The 17370-nt window shown below is 65.2% G+C and carries 17 protein-coding genes; 9 read left to right on the top strand and 8 right to left on the bottom strand.

Features of this window, described 5'->3' with window-relative positions:
* Positions 1-8: 8 nt before the first annotated feature.
* Both FJ386_07295 and FJ386_07290 read right to left on the bottom strand, forming a co-directional pair.
* Positions 9-434 (bottom strand): YraN family protein, encoded by a 426-nt coding sequence (locus FJ386_07295; GenBank protein ID MBM3876508.1) that lies wholly within the window; start codon positions 432-434, stop codon positions 9-11.
* A gap of 11 nt (positions 435-445) precedes the next feature.
* Positions 446-1135 (bottom strand): ribonuclease HII, encoded by a 690-nt coding sequence (locus tag FJ386_07290; protein ID MBM3876507.1) that lies wholly within the window; start codon positions 1133-1135, stop codon positions 446-448.
* Positions 1136-1195: 60 nt separating this feature from the next.
* On the opposite strand from FJ386_07290, the gene FJ386_07285 reads away from it, so the two are divergent.
* Positions 1196-2941 carry an amidohydrolase gene (locus FJ386_07285; GenBank protein MBM3876506.1) on the top strand — a complete coding sequence of 582 codons (1746 nt, stop codon included), beginning with the start codon at positions 1196-1198 and terminating at the stop codon, positions 2939-2941.
* A 64-nt stretch (positions 2942-3005) separates the two neighbouring features.
* Here FJ386_07285 and FJ386_07280 read toward each other — a convergent pair whose 3' ends face one another.
* Positions 3006-4478: an aldehyde dehydrogenase family protein gene (locus tag FJ386_07280; GenBank protein MBM3876505.1), complete on the bottom strand. Its 1473-nt coding sequence runs from the start codon at positions 4476-4478 to the stop codon at positions 3006-3008.
* 322 nt (positions 4479-4800) lie between these two features.
* Here FJ386_07280 and FJ386_07275 point away from each other — a divergent pair, with 322 nt between their 5' ends.
* Positions 4801-5430 (top strand): FAD-binding protein, encoded by a 630-nt coding sequence (locus FJ386_07275; GenBank protein ID MBM3876504.1) that lies wholly within the window; start codon positions 4801-4803, stop codon positions 5428-5430.
* Positions 5427-5873, top strand: a complete 447-nt coding sequence (locus tag FJ386_07270; GenBank protein MBM3876503.1) for a hypothetical protein — start codon at positions 5427-5429, stop codon at positions 5871-5873. The genes FJ386_07275 and FJ386_07270 overlap by 4 nt, the downstream gene beginning before the upstream one ends.
* Here the strand turns inward: FJ386_07270 and deoC are convergent.
* The gene (gene deoC / locus FJ386_07265; GenBank protein ID MBM3876502.1) at positions 5821-6678 is read right to left on the bottom strand and encodes a deoxyribose-phosphate aldolase; all 858 of its coding nucleotides are present in this window, start codon (positions 6676-6678) and stop codon (positions 5821-5823) included. The genes FJ386_07270 and deoC overlap by 53 nt on opposite strands.
* A gap of 257 nt (positions 6679-6935) precedes the next feature.
* On the opposite strand from deoC, the gene hemB reads away from it, so the two are divergent.
* The gene (hemB, locus tag FJ386_07260) at positions 6936-7946 is read left to right on the top strand and encodes a porphobilinogen synthase (GenBank protein MBM3876501.1); all 1011 of its coding nucleotides are present in this window, start codon (positions 6936-6938) and stop codon (positions 7944-7946) included.
* Positions 7947-8054: 108 nt separating this feature from the next.
* Here hemB and FJ386_07255 read toward each other — a convergent pair whose 3' ends face one another.
* The 3 genes from FJ386_07255 to FJ386_07245 all read right to left on the bottom strand — a co-directional run bounded on the left by FJ386_07255 (position 8055) and on the right by FJ386_07245 (position 10561).
* Positions 8055-8570, bottom strand: a complete 516-nt coding sequence (locus FJ386_07255; GenBank protein MBM3876500.1) for an FHA domain-containing protein — start codon at positions 8568-8570, stop codon at positions 8055-8057.
* 88 nt (positions 8571-8658) lie between these two features.
* The gene (locus FJ386_07250; protein MBM3876499.1) at positions 8659-9036 is read right to left on the bottom strand and encodes a hypothetical protein; all 378 of its coding nucleotides are present in this window, start codon (positions 9034-9036) and stop codon (positions 8659-8661) included.
* 52 nt (positions 9037-9088) lie between these two features.
* Positions 9089-10561 (bottom strand): PDZ domain-containing protein, encoded by a 1473-nt coding sequence (locus FJ386_07245; protein MBM3876498.1) that lies wholly within the window; start codon positions 10559-10561, stop codon positions 9089-9091.
* Between the two features lie 120 nt (positions 10562-10681).
* Here FJ386_07245 and FJ386_07240 point away from each other — a divergent pair, with 120 nt between their 5' ends.
* The 4 genes from FJ386_07240 to FJ386_07225 all read left to right on the top strand — a co-directional run bounded on the left by FJ386_07240 (position 10682) and on the right by FJ386_07225 (position 15425).
* A complete protein-coding gene (locus FJ386_07240; protein MBM3876497.1) occupies positions 10682-11410 on the top strand; it encodes a hypothetical protein in 729 nt (242 codons plus the stop codon).
* Positions 11411-11644: 234 nt separating this feature from the next.
* Positions 11645-12640 (top strand): cysteine synthase A, encoded by a 996-nt coding sequence (cysK, locus tag FJ386_07235; protein MBM3876496.1) that lies wholly within the window; start codon positions 11645-11647, stop codon positions 12638-12640.
* A gap of 377 nt (positions 12641-13017) precedes the next feature.
* A complete protein-coding gene (locus FJ386_07230; GenBank protein MBM3876495.1) occupies positions 13018-14358 on the top strand; it encodes a VWA domain-containing protein in 1341 nt (446 codons plus the stop codon).
* On the top strand, positions 14355-15425 hold the full coding sequence (locus FJ386_07225) for a DUF1738 domain-containing protein (GenBank protein ID MBM3876494.1): 1071 nt from the start codon (positions 14355-14357) through the stop codon (positions 15423-15425). Before FJ386_07230 ends, FJ386_07225 begins: the two co-directional genes overlap by 4 nt.
* A gap of 327 nt (positions 15426-15752) precedes the next feature.
* Here the strand turns inward: FJ386_07225 and FJ386_07220 are convergent, their stop codons facing one another.
* The gene (locus FJ386_07220; GenBank protein MBM3876493.1) at positions 15753-16367 is read right to left on the bottom strand and encodes a DUF3293 domain-containing protein; all 615 of its coding nucleotides are present in this window, start codon (positions 16365-16367) and stop codon (positions 15753-15755) included.
* 174 nt (positions 16368-16541) lie between these two features.
* Here FJ386_07220 and FJ386_07215 point away from each other — a divergent pair, with 174 nt between their 5' ends.
* The gene (locus FJ386_07215; GenBank protein ID MBM3876492.1) at positions 16542-16976 is read left to right on the top strand and encodes a hypothetical protein; all 435 of its coding nucleotides are present in this window, start codon (positions 16542-16544) and stop codon (positions 16974-16976) included.
* Positions 16977-17370: the final 394 nt, after the last annotated feature.

The following is a 17370-nucleotide window of genomic DNA, read 5'->3' as shown; positions in this document are numbered from 1 at the left end:
CGGGCGCGTCAGCCGTGGCGGAAGGGCTTCGACAGTGTGAACGTGTTTGCCAGATGGCGCACTTCGCGGACACGCCCATCGTCCAGCAGCACCTCCACGATGTCGAAACGCGTCTTCACGCGCGGGTCGTCGAGCAGGCGCAGGTAGTCGAGCGCGGTCCTCGAGAGCCTGCGGCGCTTGGCGGCGTTCACGGCCGCGGCAGGGCGCGTCCACGACCCGCCCGAACGCGTCTTCACCTCCACGAACACGAGGCAGTCGCCTTCGCGGAACACGAGGTCGATTTCGCCGTGGTCGGACCGGAAGTTCGCGGTGAGAAACTTGAGCCCGAGGGATTGCAGGTGCGACCTGGCCGCGCGTTCGCCGAGCTCGCCGCGGCGCAAGTGCTCGGGTTGGTCGTCGCGGAACTTCGCCACGAGTCGTTTCAGCAGGTTCATGCGCGGCGAGCTCAAATCCACCCAGGCTGCGCCCCCTGCGTGCGCAGCGGCGCGAAACTCCTGCGGTGAATCGGGCACGGGCCGAGCGCGGCCAGCGCGGCAAGGTGCTGCGGCGTGCCGTAGCCTTTGTGCCCCGCGAATCCGTAGCCGGGGAATTCGCGGTCAAACTCGATCATCAACCGGTCGCGCGTGACCTTGGCCAGCACGCTTGCGGCCGCGATGGAGTAGCTGAGCGTGTCGCCCTTCACGATGGCCGTCTGCGGCCAGCCGAGCGCGGGCACTTCGAGCCCGTCCACGAGCGCGTGCGATGGCTGCAACGCCGCGAGCGACTCGCGCATCGCCCGGTGCGTCGCCTGGAGGATGTTGATGCTGTCGATGACGTCCACGTCGCACCGACGCACGGCGCTGCGCACCGCGCGGCTTGCAGAGATGAACTCGAAGAACCGCTCGCGCTGCGGCTCGGTGAGTTGCTTCGAGTCGTCCAGCCCGTCGAGTTCTGCCGGCAGCCCGCGCTCGACCCACTCGCGCGGCAGGATCACCGCCGCCGCGACGACGGGTCCCGCGAGAGGCCCGCGGCCCGCCTCGTCCACGCCCGCAATGTCCCCCGCCCCACTTCCAAGCAACGTGCTCTCGAAGTGAAACCGATCCGGCCCGGTGTGCCGACGCGCAGCGCTCACTGAATTCGCCCGGACGATAACCATCGGTGGCCCGTGTGGAATTCTTTTCTAGCCGCTCGCGACATGGCGCGTTAGAAACCACCCATGCTCCACTTGGTTCGAATCCTCGTCCTCATCGCAGGCAGCGCGGTCGCAGCGCAGCCACCGCGTCCCGCGCCGCAACCGGACCTGATTCTCCACCGCAGCAAGGTGATCACGCTCGACGCGCACTCGACGATCGCCGAGGCCATCGCGGTCTTGAACGGCCGCATCCTGCAGGTGGGAAGCAACCGGGACGTGCTTCGATTGCGCGGGCCGCTGACGAAAGTCGTGGACCTGCGCGGCCGCACGGTGATTCCCGGATTGATCGACTCGCACACGCATCCGACGGGCGCAAGCATGCACGAGTTCGACCACGCGCTGCCGGATTTCGAGAGGGTCGCCGATGTGCTCGACTACATCCGGGCGCGCGCGAAGGTGGTCAAGGAAGGCGACTGGATCGTCCTTCAGCAGGTGTTCATCACGCGCTTGCGCGAGCAGCGTTACCCGACACGGGCGGAACTCGACGCCGCGGCTCCGAAGCATCCTGTCGCGTTTCGAACCGGCCCCGATGCGTCGGTGAATTCGCTCGCGCTCAAGCTCAACAACATCGACCGCAACTTCAAGATTCCCGACGGCGTCCCCGGCAAGGTCGAGACCGACGCAGGCGGCGAGCCCACCGGGATTTTGCGGACGGCGGGAAACTACTTCAAGACGGGCAACACCGGCGCCCGGAATGCAACCGAGGAGGAGCGCACGGCGCGCTTGCTCGAGCTCTTCCGCGACTACAACGCCGTGGGGATCACGAGCATCGCCGACCGGTCGACGGGCATGGCCGACCTCGCGCGATACGAGAGGCTGCGGACCAACGGGCAGCTCACCGTGCGCGTCGCCTTGTCGCCGAACATCGCCACGCTCGGGCCGGTCGAGGACATTCAAAAGCGCATCCGCGAAGTCGGGAAGCACGCGTTGCGGGCGCCCGACCCGATGCTGCGCGTCATCGGCATCAAGACCTTCCTCGATGGTGGAATGCTCACGGGCAGCGCCTACATGCGGCAGCCGTGGGGCGTGAGCAGCATCTACTCCATCACCGATCCGCAGTATCGCGGCACATTGTTCATTCCAAAGGAGCGGCTGAAGCCCATCGTGCGCGCCGCCGTGGAAAGCGGCTTGCAGTTCACCGCGCACTCCGTCGGCGATGGCGCCGTCCACGCGCTGATCGAGGTCTACGACGAATTGGCGAAGGAAGGTCTGCCCGTGCGAGGGACGCGCGCGTGCATCACCCACTCAAACTTCATGAGCAAGGAGTCCGTGGAGACCGCGGCGCGGCTGGGAGTCGTAGTGGATGTCCAGCCAGCATGGCTCTACCTCGACACGCGCACGCTGGTGGCCCAGTTCGGATACGACCGGCTGCGCTACTTTCAACCGCTCCAGAGCATCTTTGCGGCGGGCGGCATCGCGGGCGGGGGCTCGGACCACATGCAAAAAGTCGGCTCATTCCGCAGCGTCAATCCTTACAGCCCGTTCTTGGGACTTCAAACCGCCATCACGCGCCGCGCGCGATGGCACGACGGACAACTTCATCCCGAGGAAGCGCTCACGCGGGAACAGGCGCTCCGGTTTTACACGTCGAACAACGCGTATCTCCTGTTCGCCGAGGAACGCACAGGCAGCATCGAAGCCGGCAAGGAAGCGGATCTGGCGGTCCTCGACACCGACGTGATGACCTGCCCCGAGCCCGCGATCGTGGCCACGCGAGTCCTGCAGACTTATCTCGCGGGCAGATTGGTGCACGACGCGCGCGAGCCGTAGCTCCCCGAGCGGGCGGCAATTCGAGCCGGACGATGCGTGGAGTCCGGTCTTTCTCGCGACGCACTCAGCCGGTCCGGCAATACGCCGCCAGCCCTTGCAGTCCGCCCTCGCGGCCGAAGCCGCTTTCCTTGTAGCCGCCGAAAGGACTCGTGGGATCAAACTTGTTGTAAGTGTTCGCCCACACCACGCCGGCGCGCAGCTTGTTGACCATCTTGAAAATCTTGCTGCCTTTGTCGGTCCACACGCCCGCGCTCAGGCCGTAGGGTGTGTTGTTCGCGCGCTCGAAGGCCTCCTCCGGCGTGCGGAACGTCATCACGCTCAGCACGGGGCCGAAGATTTCCTCCTGCGCCACGCGATGGCTCATGGTCACGCCGGTCAGGAAGCTCGGCGGGAACCAGTAGCCGCGCGCGGGCAGCGCGCAGCGCGATTGTTCGAGTCGCGCGCCCTCGGCCACGCCGCACTTCACGAGCGCGCGTATCTTGTCGAGCTGCGGCCGCGAGTTGATGGCGCCGATGTCCGTGTTCTTGTCGAGCGGGTTGCCGACGCGCAGCGTCTGGATGCGGTCGCGCAGTTTCTTGATGACGGCTGGGTAGGCGCCTTCCTGCACGAACAGGCGCGAGCCGGCGCAGCAGACGTGGCCCTGGTTGAAGTAAATGCCGGCGATGATGCCCTCGACGGCCTGGTCGAGCGGTGCGTCCTCGAAGAGGATGTTCGCGGCCTTGCCGCCGAGCTCGAGGGTGAGCTTCTTCTTCGTGCCCGCGACGGCCTGGGCAATTCGCTTTCCAACTTCCGTCGAACCGGTGAACGCGAGCTTGTCGATGTCCGGGTGATGGACGAGCGCCGCGCCTGTCTCTCCCGCGCCGGTGACGATGTTCACGACGCCGTCGGGCAACTCCGCCTCCTGAAAAACCTGCGCGAGCCGCATCGCGGTGATGCTCGTGGTCTCGGCGGGCTTGAGCACCACGGTGTTGCCGCACGCGAGGGCGGGCGCGATTTTCCACGCGGCCATCAGCAGCGGGAAGTTCCACGGGATGATCTGCGCCGCGACGCCGAGCGGGCGGACGTCCTCCGCCCGGCGGCCGGGGAACGCATACTTCAACTTGTCCGCCCAGCCCGCGTGGTAGAAGAAGTGCGCGGCGACGAGCGGCAGGTCCACGTCGCGCGATTCCTTGATGGGCTTGCCGCCGTCCATCGTTTCGAGCACGGCCAGCTCGCGCGACTTCTCCTGGATGATGCGCGCGATGCGGTAGAGAAACTTCCCGCGCTCTCGTCCCGGCATCCGGCTCCACACCTTGTCGTAAGCGCGGCGCGCGGACTGCACCGCGCGGTCCACGTCGGGCGTGTCAGCCTCGGCGATTTCGGTGAGTTTCTCCTCGGAGGCGGGGTTGACGGAGTCGAAGTAGCGGCCCGAATGGGGCGCGATGAACTTGCCGCCGATGAACAGCTCGTGCCTCGGCGCCACGGCGATGTATTTGAAGTCCTCGGGCGCCGGCGCGTAGTCCCACTTGGAGCCGAAGTTGAGCGCGCGCTCGCGCATGGGAACGACCGGGCGCGGCCCGGCCGGGGGCTTCGTGACGGCACCCGCGCGAAGTCGCACGGTTGCCGCCTTCGAGGTGCGTGCGCTTCTGGCTCTCAGCGTGGCTTTCATGGCATCGGTCGGGACGGTCCGGCGAGTTGAGTCGGGCGCGAGTCTGTTTGGTTTCGCCGCGGGGCGCAAGCGCGGGACTGAGGCGGGCTTCCCGGAATGCGGCGCCGCCAGAAACTGGCTTGCGCTCCGCGCTGAAGCGCGCCCTTGAAATCGCTCGACGACCCAAGCCTCGCGGACAGTCTTCCGCCGCACCACTGCAAGCGATGCGACGATGAGCGCCTCCGGTTCGAATCCAACCCCCGATGTGCTCATCATCGGCGCGGGGCCGACCGGCGCGGTGGCGGCGAAGCGCTTCGCCGAGGCGGGCATGAGCGTCGTGGTGCTGGAACAGGGCGACTGGCCCGATTACTCGAAGGCGCGCGCCGGTCACCCGGACTACAAAGTCACGGCCGGCAGCTATTGGGCGGCGAATCCGAATCGACGCAAGGCGCCTGCGGACTATCCCATCTCCGACACCGACTCCGACATCGGCGCGGTGCTCTACAATGCCGTCGGCGGCGGCACGGTGATCGCGCCGCTCATCTGCGAGACCGGCTGGCACCTGCTCGCCACCGCCACGATGGGCACTGACCCCGCGCGCTCCGTTCATCGCCGCGCTCGCGCTGCGCTGCGCGGAACACCTCGTCGAGGACCGGCGCAACCAGACGGTGGCAGCATGAACGCGATCAACCAGCACGGGGAGCGCACGCCGCCGGCGTGCCGTTTGCGGCGTCATGCCGCAAGCTTCGACACTCTCGATGGTCGAACTCGGAAAAGAGTGAGATTACGAAGCCGACGGCGTGACGCCCTCGGCTGCACGCGTGACGCGTGCGCTCCCCGGAACTCTGACAGAACTCCATGAACTTCGACCTGAACGAGCGCACGACGCTGGCCGGCCTGGCTGACGTGCTGATTCCTGCCAGTGAAGGATTCCTTTCTGCGAGCGCAGCCGGCGCGGCCGGTGAAGGACTCGACCAGTTACTCGCCGTGCGGCCCGACCTGGCAGCTGGGCTGAAAAAGATTTTGCAAAACGCGAAGGGCCGCAAACCCGGTGACGCGGTGAAGGAACTTCAGGCCGAAGACTCCGCAAGCTTCGGTGTGCTGGCAGAAGTGGTGCCCGGCGCCTACTTCATGAACCCGCAAGTCCGCGCCACGGTCGCCTTCAACGCGGCCGTGGCGAGTGCGACAAGTTCTTTGGTCGACGCTGACATATTCACGTCAGTCTGCATGGTTTCCGCGACGTGGTCAAACTTCACGGCAGCGAGAAGTAATCCGCGGCCTGGTAGTTGCCGTCCACGGTCTTGACGATTTGCATGAGGACGTCGTTGACGAGTGTGCTCGCGCCGAAGCGGAACAGGTCGGGCGTGAGCCAGTCGTCGCCGAGGGTTTCCTTGACCATGACGAGGTAGTGCAACGCCTGCTTGGCGGTGCGGATGCCGCCGGCGGGTTTCATGCCGATGCGCACACCGGTCGCGAAGAAGTGGTCGCGGATGGCTTCCAGCATCACGAGCGTGACGGGCATGGTGGCGGCGGGCGCGACCTTGCCGGTGCTGGTCTTGATGAAGTCCGCGCCCGCGTCCATCGCAAGCCGGCTTGCGACGCGGACGTTGTCGTAGGTGACGAGTTCGCCGGTTTCGAGGATGACCTTCAAGTGCGCCGCGCCGCACGCCTGTCTGGTCGCGGCGATTTCGTCGAAGACGCGCGCGTGGTCGCCGGCGAGGAAGGCGCAGCGGTCGATGACCATGTCGATTTCGTCCGCGCCTTCGGCCACGGCGCGGCGGACTTCGGTGAGCTTGGTCGGGAGCGGGTATTGGCCGCTGGGGAAGCCCGTGGCGACTGAGGCGACGTGCACCGGTGACGATTCGCCGAGGAATCGCCGGGCGAACCTGACCATGTTCGGATACACGCAGACCGCGCCGCACGGGGGCACGTCGTATCTGGGGTCGAGCGGTTGCAGGGCTTTGCGGCACAGGAACGCGACCTTGCCCGGCGTGTCTTTGCCCTCGAGCGTGGTGAGGTCCATCATCGAGACGGCGAGCTTGAGGCCGGCGAGTTTGGACGACGTCTTGATGCTGCGCTTGGTGAACGAGGCTGCGCGTTCCTCGACCATGATGGCGTCCACGGTCGGGACGCGGGGATTGCCGGTTGCCGGTTGCCGATGGCCGGTTGGAGCGGAGAGAAGGTGGTCCCGGGTCGGGGCGCGACGGCCTCTCGAGGGAAGTATGGGCTGGGTGGAGGGCATCCGCTGTTTTCGGCGCCCAATTTCAGTCGGGGCAGATGTTGAGTCAATTCCGATTCAGGCTCGCGAGGCATGCCGCGGCGAAACTTTGACCTTTGAAGTGTCGCGGCGATTCCTAGACTTGCGCCATGAGTTTTGTGCCGAGCGGCCAGTTTCCTGCGTATCGTCCGCGACGCTTGCGCCGAACGCCGGCGCTTCGGCGACTGGTGGCGGAGACGCGGCTGAGCGCGGAGCAACTGGTCCTGCCGATGTTCGTGCGGGCCGGGCGCAAGGAGCGCCGACCGATCGGCTCGATGCCGGGTGTGTTCCAGTTCTCGTGCGATGAGTTGCTCAAGGACGCCGAGGCCGCGGTGAAGGCGGGCGTTCCGGCGGTGTTGTTGTTTGGCATCCCGGCGGTGAAGGACGATCGCGCGAGCGGCGCCTGGGCGAAGAACGGCGTGGTGCAGCAGGCGGTGCGGGCGTTGAAGCGCGAGTTCGCCGAGCTGCTGGTCATCACGGACGTCTGCCTCTGCGAATACATGAGCCACGGCCACTGCGGCTTGGTGCGGCAGGGCAGGAGGATGCACTGGGAGGTGGTGAACGATGCCACGTTGAAGCTGCTCGGGCAGGCCGCGTTGAGCCACGCGGAGGCCGGCGCGGACCTCGTGGCGCCGAGCGACATGATGGACGGGCGCGTCCGCACGATTCGCGCGCGGCTCGACAAGGCGGGATTCGAAGACATTCCCATCTTGTCCTATGCGGCGAAGTTCGCGTCCGCTTTTTATGGCCCGTTTCGTGAAGCGGCGGAGTCCGCGCCGCGGTTCGGGGACCGGCGGACGTATCAGATGGATCCCGCGAACGGCGACGAAGCGATGCGCGAAGTGGCGCTCGATCTCGCCGAGGGCGCCGACATGGTGATGGTGAAGCCCGCGTTGGCGTATCTCGACATCCTCCGGCGGGTGAAGACTGAATTTGGATACCCGACCGCGGCTTACGCGGTAAGCGGGGAGTATTCGATGATCAAGGCGGCGGCGGCGAAGGGATGGATCGACGAACGCGCGGTGACGTTGGAAAGCCTGCTCGCGATGCGACGCGCGGGTGCGGATGTGTTGATCACGTATTCGGCGGTGGACGTGGCGGGGTGGCTGCGCAAAGGCTGACCAACCGCGTTGCTGCGACCCAAGGGGCAGCGCGCGAACCCGCGACGACACGATCCGCACCCGTCCGCGGGCTCAGTTGAAGAGCATCACCAACACACCGACGATGCCTCATCCCCCGCGGATGAGGAGAATAAACACGGCGACGATGCCGAGGCCGAGGATGATGGCAATGAAGATGAAGATGTTGCGGACGGTGTTCTTCTTCTTTTGGAACGGGGAATTCTTGGCGTCGAACGTGACTTTCTGGGTGCCCTGCTCGAGTTCGTTGAGCTTGACGCCCTGCGGCACCACGGTGGTCTTGTCCAAGACCTTTTTCTGCGGCGGGGCGCCGGGTGCCGGGGACACTTCGAACCGCGCCTCGATCATTCCGAACCGGATGATCTGGCCGGGCTGGACGACCGTTTCCTGAACCGCCTCGCCGTTCATGAAGGTGCCGTTGGTCGAGCCGAGGTCTTTGACGTGGAGGTCGTTGCCCTTGATCGTAAGTTCGGCGTGGTGACCTGAGACGGAAGCCGCCGGAATCTGGCAGGTGTTGTCCTCGTGCCGCCCGACGGTTGACTTCTCGGTCTTCAGCTCAAAGGAACGTCCCGTGAAGCCTTCGCTGAGTAGGACGAGTCTCGGCATATGGAGTGGTTACAACGGATTATCTGCATTGGCCTATTCAAGTCAAACGGATTTCCGAAAACCACCCAAGGGACCGCGGTTTCCGCGGTCATTGCCGCACGACCTTCAATTCGCCGCTGGCGGGATTGTATTGATACTTGTGGCCGAAAGGAGGCGGCGGCACGGCGGGGATGTATTTTTCCTTCACCAACTCGTCGAGGCTCTGCGGGAAGCGCCCCTCCTGGCTTTGAAACATCTGGATGTGCTTCGAAAGGCTCGCCTCCTCGGTGACTTTCTCGGCCGTGCGCTTGGCCTTCGCGACGGCGCCGAGGTAATCCACCGGCGCGGTCATGGGATTCCCGCTCGAGTTGCTGTCGAGGTGCGAATTCTTCTTGGGCTCCGACTTGGGCGCGGGTGCGGGCTCGTCCTTCTTGCAGGACGCGGTGACGAGGCAGACGGCGGCAACAACCAATGCGGGAAGTTTCATGGCGCGAGCCTACGCCGGCCCGTGACGATTGCCAGTGAGAATCGCAACCCGCTTACTTCGGCTCCTTCAAAACCTCGGACAACGTCGTGCCGCGGCTGACGAACTTGACGGTGACCCCCTTCTTCAGGTCGCCTGCCTTGAGCGCTTCGGTGAAATCCTTGATCGACTTCACGGGCTTCTGGTTGATCTCCGTGATCACGTCGCCGCGGCGGATGCCCTTCGCATCCGCGGGGCTGTCCTCCTCCACCTGCAATACGACGAGCCCCTGCGATTGTTTGAGGTTGAACTTCTCCGCCAGTTCCGGGGACACGGGAAGGACGGTAACTCCGATGGAATTCGCCGTGGGCTCCGGCTCGGGTGGCGTCCGCCGCGCGAGCGCCGGGTCGTCGGGCATTTCCTCCGGTGTGACCTTGACCTGCATTTTCTTCCCATTGCGGACCACGTCGAGCGTGATGGCCTGCCCCGGCTTCTTGGAGCGCACTTCGTTCCGCAAGTCCTGCACCTGCCGCACCGGCTTGCCGTCCACGGTGGTGATGATGTCCGCGGGCCGGAGGTCGGATTTGGCCGCCGGGCCATCGCGCTCGATTGAACCGACGACGAGTCCTTCGGTGACGCCGCGGGCAAGTGAACGGAGGTCGGTCTCTCCGAGCGGCTCGACGCCCACGCCAAGCCAAAGCCGCGCGTAGCGCCCCTCGGCAATGAGCTGGTCGGAGACGCGGCGCGCGAGATTGGAAGGAATCGCAAAACCAATCCCCGTGCTCATGCCGCGGATGAGCGTGTTGATGCCGATGATTTCGCCATGAATGTTCACAAGCGGCCCGCCGGAATTGCCAGGGTTGATGTTTGCATCGGTCTGGATGAAATCCTGATCCATGCGGTTGCCCCCGACGAAATTCGGAATGATCCGCGAGCGGCCCTTCGCGCTCACGTGGCCAAACGTGACGCTGTAATCCAGATCGAACGGCGCACCGATGGCGATCGCAAACTCGCCCACGCGCGTTTTGTCCGAATCGGCAAGCTTCGCCGTCGGCAATCCCCTGGCGGTGATTTTGATCACGGCGATGTCGCTGAGCGCGTCCACTCCCTTGATCTCGGCGTCGTATTCCTTGCCGTCCTTCAACTTCACCTTGATCTTCTCCGCGCCGTCCACCACGTGGCGGTTGGTGAGAATGTAGCCATCCTCGCGGATGATCACGCCGGAACCCTGCCCGTCGAAGATCGGCTCGCTGCTGCGCTGCCGGCGCTGGCGGCGCCGCTCCATCTGGTCTTCGAGCTGTTTGCGGAATTCCTTCGGCACCATCTCCCACAACGGATTGGCCTCCTCCTCGGGCGACTGGTAGCCGGGCTTGTGCGCGACGCGCAGGACGACGACGGACGCGGACGCCTTGTCGGCGACTTCGATGAAGGCCTGGTTCAACTGTCGCGCCATCTCGAGGGCGGGCGACGGTTTGTCCGCCGCGGAACCGGGCGCTGCGAGGGCGGACGCGAGCGCGAGAAGCAGGAGAGCTTGGGGCAAAGGTTTCATGGTCTTGAGTTTCACTGCCGTTTGGAATGGTTGCGCCGCGGATTTGTTCAAACTGCAGCCGCGGTCATTGACTTGCCATTGCGCGGCCGATAACTTTCGCGAACCGAAGGACGAAGTCAAATGCACGACGTGATTGAAAAGCTGCTGATCCTGCAGGACTGCGACCGCAGAATTTTGCGCACGCAGACCGAACTCGCGGGCATCGCCCCGCAACGCGCGGCCACCCAAACCAAGCTCCTTGCCGCGAATTCCAACCTCGACGAAACGAAGCTGCGCGGCAAGAAGATCGAGTCCGAGCGCAAGAAACTCGAACTCGAAGTGGACGCCAAGAAGCTGCTCATCGAGAAATACGGCGCCCAACAACTCCAGACCCGCAAGAACGAGGAATACCGCGCCCTCTCCCATGAAATCGACGGTTGCAAGGAAGTGATCGCCAAGCTGGAGGACGCCCAACTCGAGCTCATGGAGCAGGCCGACGCGCTCGCCCGCGAAATCGCCGCCGCCAACCGGGCCGCCGGGGAGATCAGGAAGGAAGCCGACGTCGCCGTGTCCGCGCTGGCCTCGATGGAAACCAACTTGCAGCAGCAACTCGCCGAAGTGCAGGCCCGCCGCGGAGACCTCGCGGCCGCGGTGGACGAAGCCGTCCTGCACCGATACGAACGGATCTTCAAGCAACGCGGAGGCAACGTCCTCGTCGGCATCGACCACGCGGTTTGCGGCGGCTGCCACATGAAACTTCCCGCGCAAGTGCTCATCGCGTGCCGGACCGCCGACGAGCTCAACACCTGCCCCCACTGCGGCCGCATTCTCTACTACACGCGCGACATGGAACTGGCCGCCGCGGAGTAAGCCGGGTCAGCACAATCGTCTTCTTCCCCGGAGAACGGCCCGCGCACAGGGGAAAAGCGTGAAAACGTGCGGGTGGATGCGCTATCGAGGCTTCGCGCGTGTCTCGCCGATGCTCGTGTTTTCATTCCCGCCATCAGCAACCAGGACGAAACCAAAAATCTCGCTTGCCGCGTCCACCCGTTCGGCCAGAATCCGCGGCGCTTGACGCGACACTGAACCTCCACGCTCACCGCCATGGGCCGCATCTATAACAACATCGTCGAAACCATCGGCCGCACACCGCTCGTGCGCCTCAACCGCATCCCTCAGAGCCTCGGCGTGGATTCGTCCACCGCCGTGCTCGTCAAGTGCGAGTTCTTCAACCCCCTCGGCTCCGTCAAGGACCGCATCGGCATGAGCATGATCGAGGATGCCGAGCGCCGCGGCGTGCTCACGAAGGACACCGTGATCATCGAGCCCACCTCCGGCAACACAGGCATTGCACTCGCCTTCGTCGCGGCCGCCAAGGGCTACAAGCTCATCCTCACCATGCCCGAGACCATGTCCGTCGAGCGCCGCGTGTTGCTCGCCATGCTCGGCGCCAAGCTTGTGCTCACCCCCGGCGCCGAGGGCATGAGAGGCGCGATCACCCGCGCCGAGCAACTCGCCAAGGAAACCCCCAACTCGTGGATTCCGCAGCAGTTCAACAACCCATCCAATCCCGAGGTCCACCGCAAGACCACCGCGCTCGAAATCTGGGAGGACACCGGCGGCAAGGTGGACATCCTTGTCGCCGCGGTCGGCACCGGCGGCACGATCTCCGGCTGCTACGAAGTCCTGCACGCGCGCAAATCGAGTTTCACGGCCGTCGCAGTGGAGCCGAAGGACTCGCCCGTCATTTCGCAGACGCTCTCCGGCCAGCCCGTGAAGCCCGGACCGCACAAGATTCAAGGCACCGGCGCGGGATTCGTCCCCAACAACCTCCATCTCAAGGACGCACAGGGCAACGCACAGATCACGGAATGCGTGCAGGTGAGCAACGACGACGCATTCGCAATGGCGCGCCGGCTCTCCAAGGAGGAGGGCCTGCTCGTCGGTATTTCCTCCGGCGCGAACGTTTGGGCCGCCATCGAAGTGGCCCGGCGCCCGGAGAACAAGGGCAAGATGGTCGTCACCATTCTCCCCTCGACCGGCGAACGCTACCTCAGCACCGCGCTCGCAGCCGAGGCGCGCGCTGAAGTGGGCGGATGAACTGGAGTGTCCGGGCTCCCGGCTGGCGTGCAATCGGCGGTTCAGGCATCCACCCGCCTGCTTCCTGCCGACCTCGGACAGGCGATTCAGCGACAGGCGGACCTCGTGTTTCTCCCCCGTTGATCCGGAATCCGTCACCCGACCCTGCACGACGAACGGCTTTCCTTCGCTGGCACAACGAATCCGCTGGACGTTCTCCAGCAACATGCCCGACATCTACCTCACGACCTGCAGCGGCGCCATGCGGCGAGCCGGGAGCAGAATTCGTGAGCACTCCCGGCCTCGGCCAACCCGGTGAAATCCCGCCCCATGACGGCTCGAGAGATTTCTCGCAGCTCGGACCGCATTTGTCCGAGGGGGCATGGTAGAGTCCGTTTATGAAAATCGAATCCCATCTCGACCACCAGACCATCCTCGCCAACCAACCCACGCCAGTGTTCTTCGCGCTCAAGTTCACCGCGGAGTCCCTTGCACAGCCGCGGCCCGCGCCCGCCGCCTTCTGCGTCGTGCTCGACCGCAGCGGGTCCATGGCGGGCGCGCCGCTCGACCACGCCCGACAGGCCGCCGCGCTCGCCGTGAAACACCTCCGCGCCGGGGACCAGTTCGGCCTCGTGGTATTCGACACCGAGGCGCAGGTCGTCGTGCCCTTGGAAGCGGTGAAGGACAAATCCGCCGTGCAGCACGCCATCTCGGGGATCCGCGACGCCGGCAGCACCAACCTCTCGGGCGGCTGGCTCCTCGGCCGCGATGAACTCCGCAAGGCGCCGCCGGCCGCCTCGCGCCGGCTGCTGCTCCTGAGCGACGGCCACCTCAACTGCGGCATCGTCGAACCCGGCGCCGTCCAGCGCCTCACCGCGGCGGGACTCGAGCAGGACCGCATCCGCACCGCCTGCCTCGGCCTCGGCGACGGCTACAACGAGGACCTCCTGGCCGGGATGGCGCGCTCCACGAACGGCGCATTCTACGACGCGGCGTCGCCGGAGAAGCTCCCGGCCATCTTCACAGCCGAGCTCGACGGGCTTCAGCGGCTGTCCGCGCACAACGCGCGGCTGCGGCTTCAGAAGCTCGACTTTTGCGAGGACTTCCTGCCGCTCGGCGAGTATCCGGCGACGCGGCTGCCCGATGGCCGCTGGGAGTTTGCGCTTGGCGATTTCGTGAGCGAAGAGGAGCGGGTCGTGTGCTTCGCGGTGAAGGTGCTGCCGCTGCCCGTGGTGAACAACCGGCCCGTCGTGAGCCTGGAAGGCGAGCAACTGCTCGGCGTGGAGGTGGTGTATGACGAGGTCGGCGCGGACAGCCTCGTGTCGCGCACCTATACGCAAACCGTGCGCATCCAGGCCACGCAGGATCCGGGACAGGTGAAGCAGAACGGCGAAGTGATCGGCTGGGTGGCCGTGCAGCAGGCGGGCAAGGTGTTGCAGGAAGTCACGCGCCGGATGGACGCCGGGGATGAACGCGGCGCGCACTCGCTCCTGCGCGAGGCCGGCGCGGAGTTTCGACGCTACGCGCCGACGCCCGCGGTGCAGGACGCCCTCCGCTCGTTGGACGACGTCGAGCGGCGCATCGCCGAGGACGGCTGGGACGGCCGTTCCCGCAAGCTCGCTTGTTACCTGAGCGCGAGCCATCGGAAGATGAGCTCCGGGGAAATGTGGTGCGCCGAGCAGGCATCTGTGCCCAGCTACAAAAAACCGGCGAACCCCAAGCGCGCGAGGAAGTCATGAGCGACCCAGCGACCTATCTGATGGCCGAGCCGGGAAGTTGGGTGGAAGAGGTCGCGCACCCTGGCGCAGCCGAGGAGTCTGCGCATGAAACCGCCCTTCGCGAGAATGTCGCCGCCGAGCCGAAGCCAAAGTCCAAGGCCGACGCCCTCTACGACAAGCTGGTCGCGGAACTGATCGCCGCGATGGAACAAGGCGAGATGCCGTGGCAGAGGCCGTGGTTCTGCCAGTTGCCAGCCAACCTGTATTCCAAGCGGGAGTATCAATGCCTCAACTCCTTCGTGCTTGAGTCTCAACGTAAGTGCTGCGGCTACAAGACAAGCTGGTGGATCACGGCCAAGCAGGCGGCCAAGCTCGGCGGGGCAATCCGCGCCGACCAACTCGACAAGTCCAGCTTTGTCTTCTGCGTCCGGCGGTGCACCTATCTCACCCGGGACGGTTCGGGACGCCACATCCATGTCCCGCATCTCATGGTGCGTATCCACGACGTGTTCAACTTCGACCAGACCGAGGGACTCGAAAAACACAGGCCACCTGGGCCGAGCGTTGACTTTCATCCCATCGAGGAGGCGGAGCAGATTGTCCGGGGTTACATCGACCCGCCCGTCATGCGCGAGAACGACACCCGCGCTTACTACCGGCCGCACGCGGACATTGTCGGGATGCCGAGCCGGCATGATTTCATTTCAGTGGAGGAGTTTTATGCGACGCTGTTCCATGAACTCGTGCACTCGACAGGACACGAGAAGCGGACCCAACGGCTGCTCAAAGGCAAGTGGCGGCGGGACTGTGTCGAGGCCTATGCGCGGGAGGAACTCGTCGCGGAACTGGGCGCGTCGTTCCTGTGCGCGAAGGCGGGCTTCCAGTCGCGCACGGCCAAGAACTCCGCCGCCTACGTGCAGAGCTGGCTCAAGGCGCTGCGTCACGACAAGCGGTTCCTCTTCTGGGCCGCCGGCAACGCGCAGAAGGCCAGCGATTGGATTTTGGGGAAGCGGCCAACCGGCGATGGGACCGGGGCGACAGAAGTCGACAGCATGGTCCTGGATCCCGGATGGGGCGATTTCGAATAACGCGTTCTGAGCATCCGAGTCTCGATGCCGCCGACGCGCTCTGCCGCCTCGTCTGCGCGGGAAGAACTGGTGGCGGAACTCGGCGCGACGTTCCTGTGCGCGGAAACGGGGATGGTGTCCAAGACCGCGAAGAACTCGGCAGCCTACCTGCAGCATTGGCTCAAGGCGCTGAAGTCGGACAGGCGCTTCCTCCTCGCGGCCGCGTCCAAGGCGCAGAAGGCCGCGGACTGGGTGCGCGGCGAACGCAAGTCAGCCAATGCAGGCGCATCGCCGGAAACCCACGACCGCCAATGCGCCGCTTCGAGCCCCCCGACCGGCTTGTCCACGTCAGCGCGCAATGCCCCGGGTCGTGATGGCGCGTTTCTGCCAAGATCCGAGCGAAACGGGCACGGCACCATCGCACGGCACCAGCAATACCTCGTCGCCGCGCACAAAGAAAACCGCTTCCTGCTGGAACCACCGTCCAAGCACGACCGCGTCCTCGACGGTGAGCCGGGCCGCGAACCCAGGTTCGCGATGCACGAGGTCGGGCGAACAACCGTCCACGCGGCCGAGCACCAAGCCGCGCGCTTCGAGTTGGCGTCGTAGCGCTTCCGTCCGTCGCGCGTTTTCGTCGTCCCCGATGAGCGTGCCGTCCGGGTTGCACGCCGTGAGGACGGCAAACTCGCGCGGCCACGACTTCCCATCGTCCAGCACAAGGAACACGGTTTGGTGGTAGGCGTCCTTCACCGCGGCAGAGTGCGCACGGGCCTTCCAGGCATCAAGCCGCGCGTTGGCCACGTGGTGGTAGCGGGATGACGCGCCGGGTGGATCGATCGCCCGCGGGCGAATTCCCGCGCCATGGACTGTGGTTGTCGGAGGGGTTCGCTTAGGATGCGTCTGTATGCACGACTCGAATGACGGCTCGAATGGAATCGCCGGGTTCAGAATCCCGGTCCGCATGTTTCACCATCGCCGGTGGCGCGTGTTCATTGGAACCAGCCCGCATCGCAAGCACGCCGCTTCAGCCTGCAGCGCTCGTTGCGATGCGCGCAGCGTGAAGCCCCGTCGAAACCGGGCGCGGCACCGGACAGCACCACTCCGCAGAACTGAACTGATTCTTTCTCCTGAACGCACATGAACACTTCCCCAGCATACGCATCGCCACAGAAACCCCGGAAGCCGAACCCGTGGCGGCGGTGGCGCGTCATCCTGCGCGGCCCGGCGACCTTCAAGCTCTCGGATGACGGAACTCGTTCCGTGCCTACTGCAAGTTCAACCGACGGGGTTCGGGACACCACCGAAGGCGGCAGGCTCAAGGTCACCTGCAAGGGCCGAAAGATCGGGCACGCCGTGAAGATGGAGAAGGTCGTCTGGCGCGGCGGAGCAGCTCTCCTCTACGAGTGCTATCTGAAAGGGGCCGAAGCGATCGTCGGGTTGGAGCGGGACGAAGATGGAACCATCATCGCAGCCGGCGTCCATGCCGTCGGATGGGGCAGCGGCATCTATCCTCAGGAACTCAAGCTGGTCCCTGATTCGAAGCCCGCCAAGGTCGTCCGTCGGCGGATATGAGGAACCGCTACGAAAGAAGCTGCTGCCGCTGCACTTGGACACCTTCCGCGCCGCCGTGGAGGTTTTTTCACCGCGGCTTGACTCGCCCTCCGGCGGCCTGTAGCAAAGGACAACCTCCTCCAGAGCGACAACGAACCTGATCACTGGCATGCGATTCTCTCAGCGATTCGGGCGCGGACTCGCCTGCGCCGCCGTGATCCGTGCGCATCACGAGACGATCGAGTTGGGCACTCCTTGCATCACGCGCGTGCAAAAGAAGAATTGCAGAGTTTGCAACCGAGAAACCCCAAAACCAATGAGGATGACATGAACAAGGACCGAACTCCAAACCTGCCTTCACCGGATGCCATCGAGCAGCAGTTGATCAAACTCGGCACGCTGCTCCCCCGCGCCG

The sequence above is a fragment of the Verrucomicrobiota bacterium genome (assembly GCA_016871675.1).
Taxonomy (GTDB): domain Bacteria; phylum Verrucomicrobiota; class Verrucomicrobiia; order Limisphaerales; family VHCN01; genus VHCN01.
The sequence above is the reverse complement of the archived record's forward strand: the minus strand, read 5'-3'. Positions and strand labels throughout refer to the sequence as shown.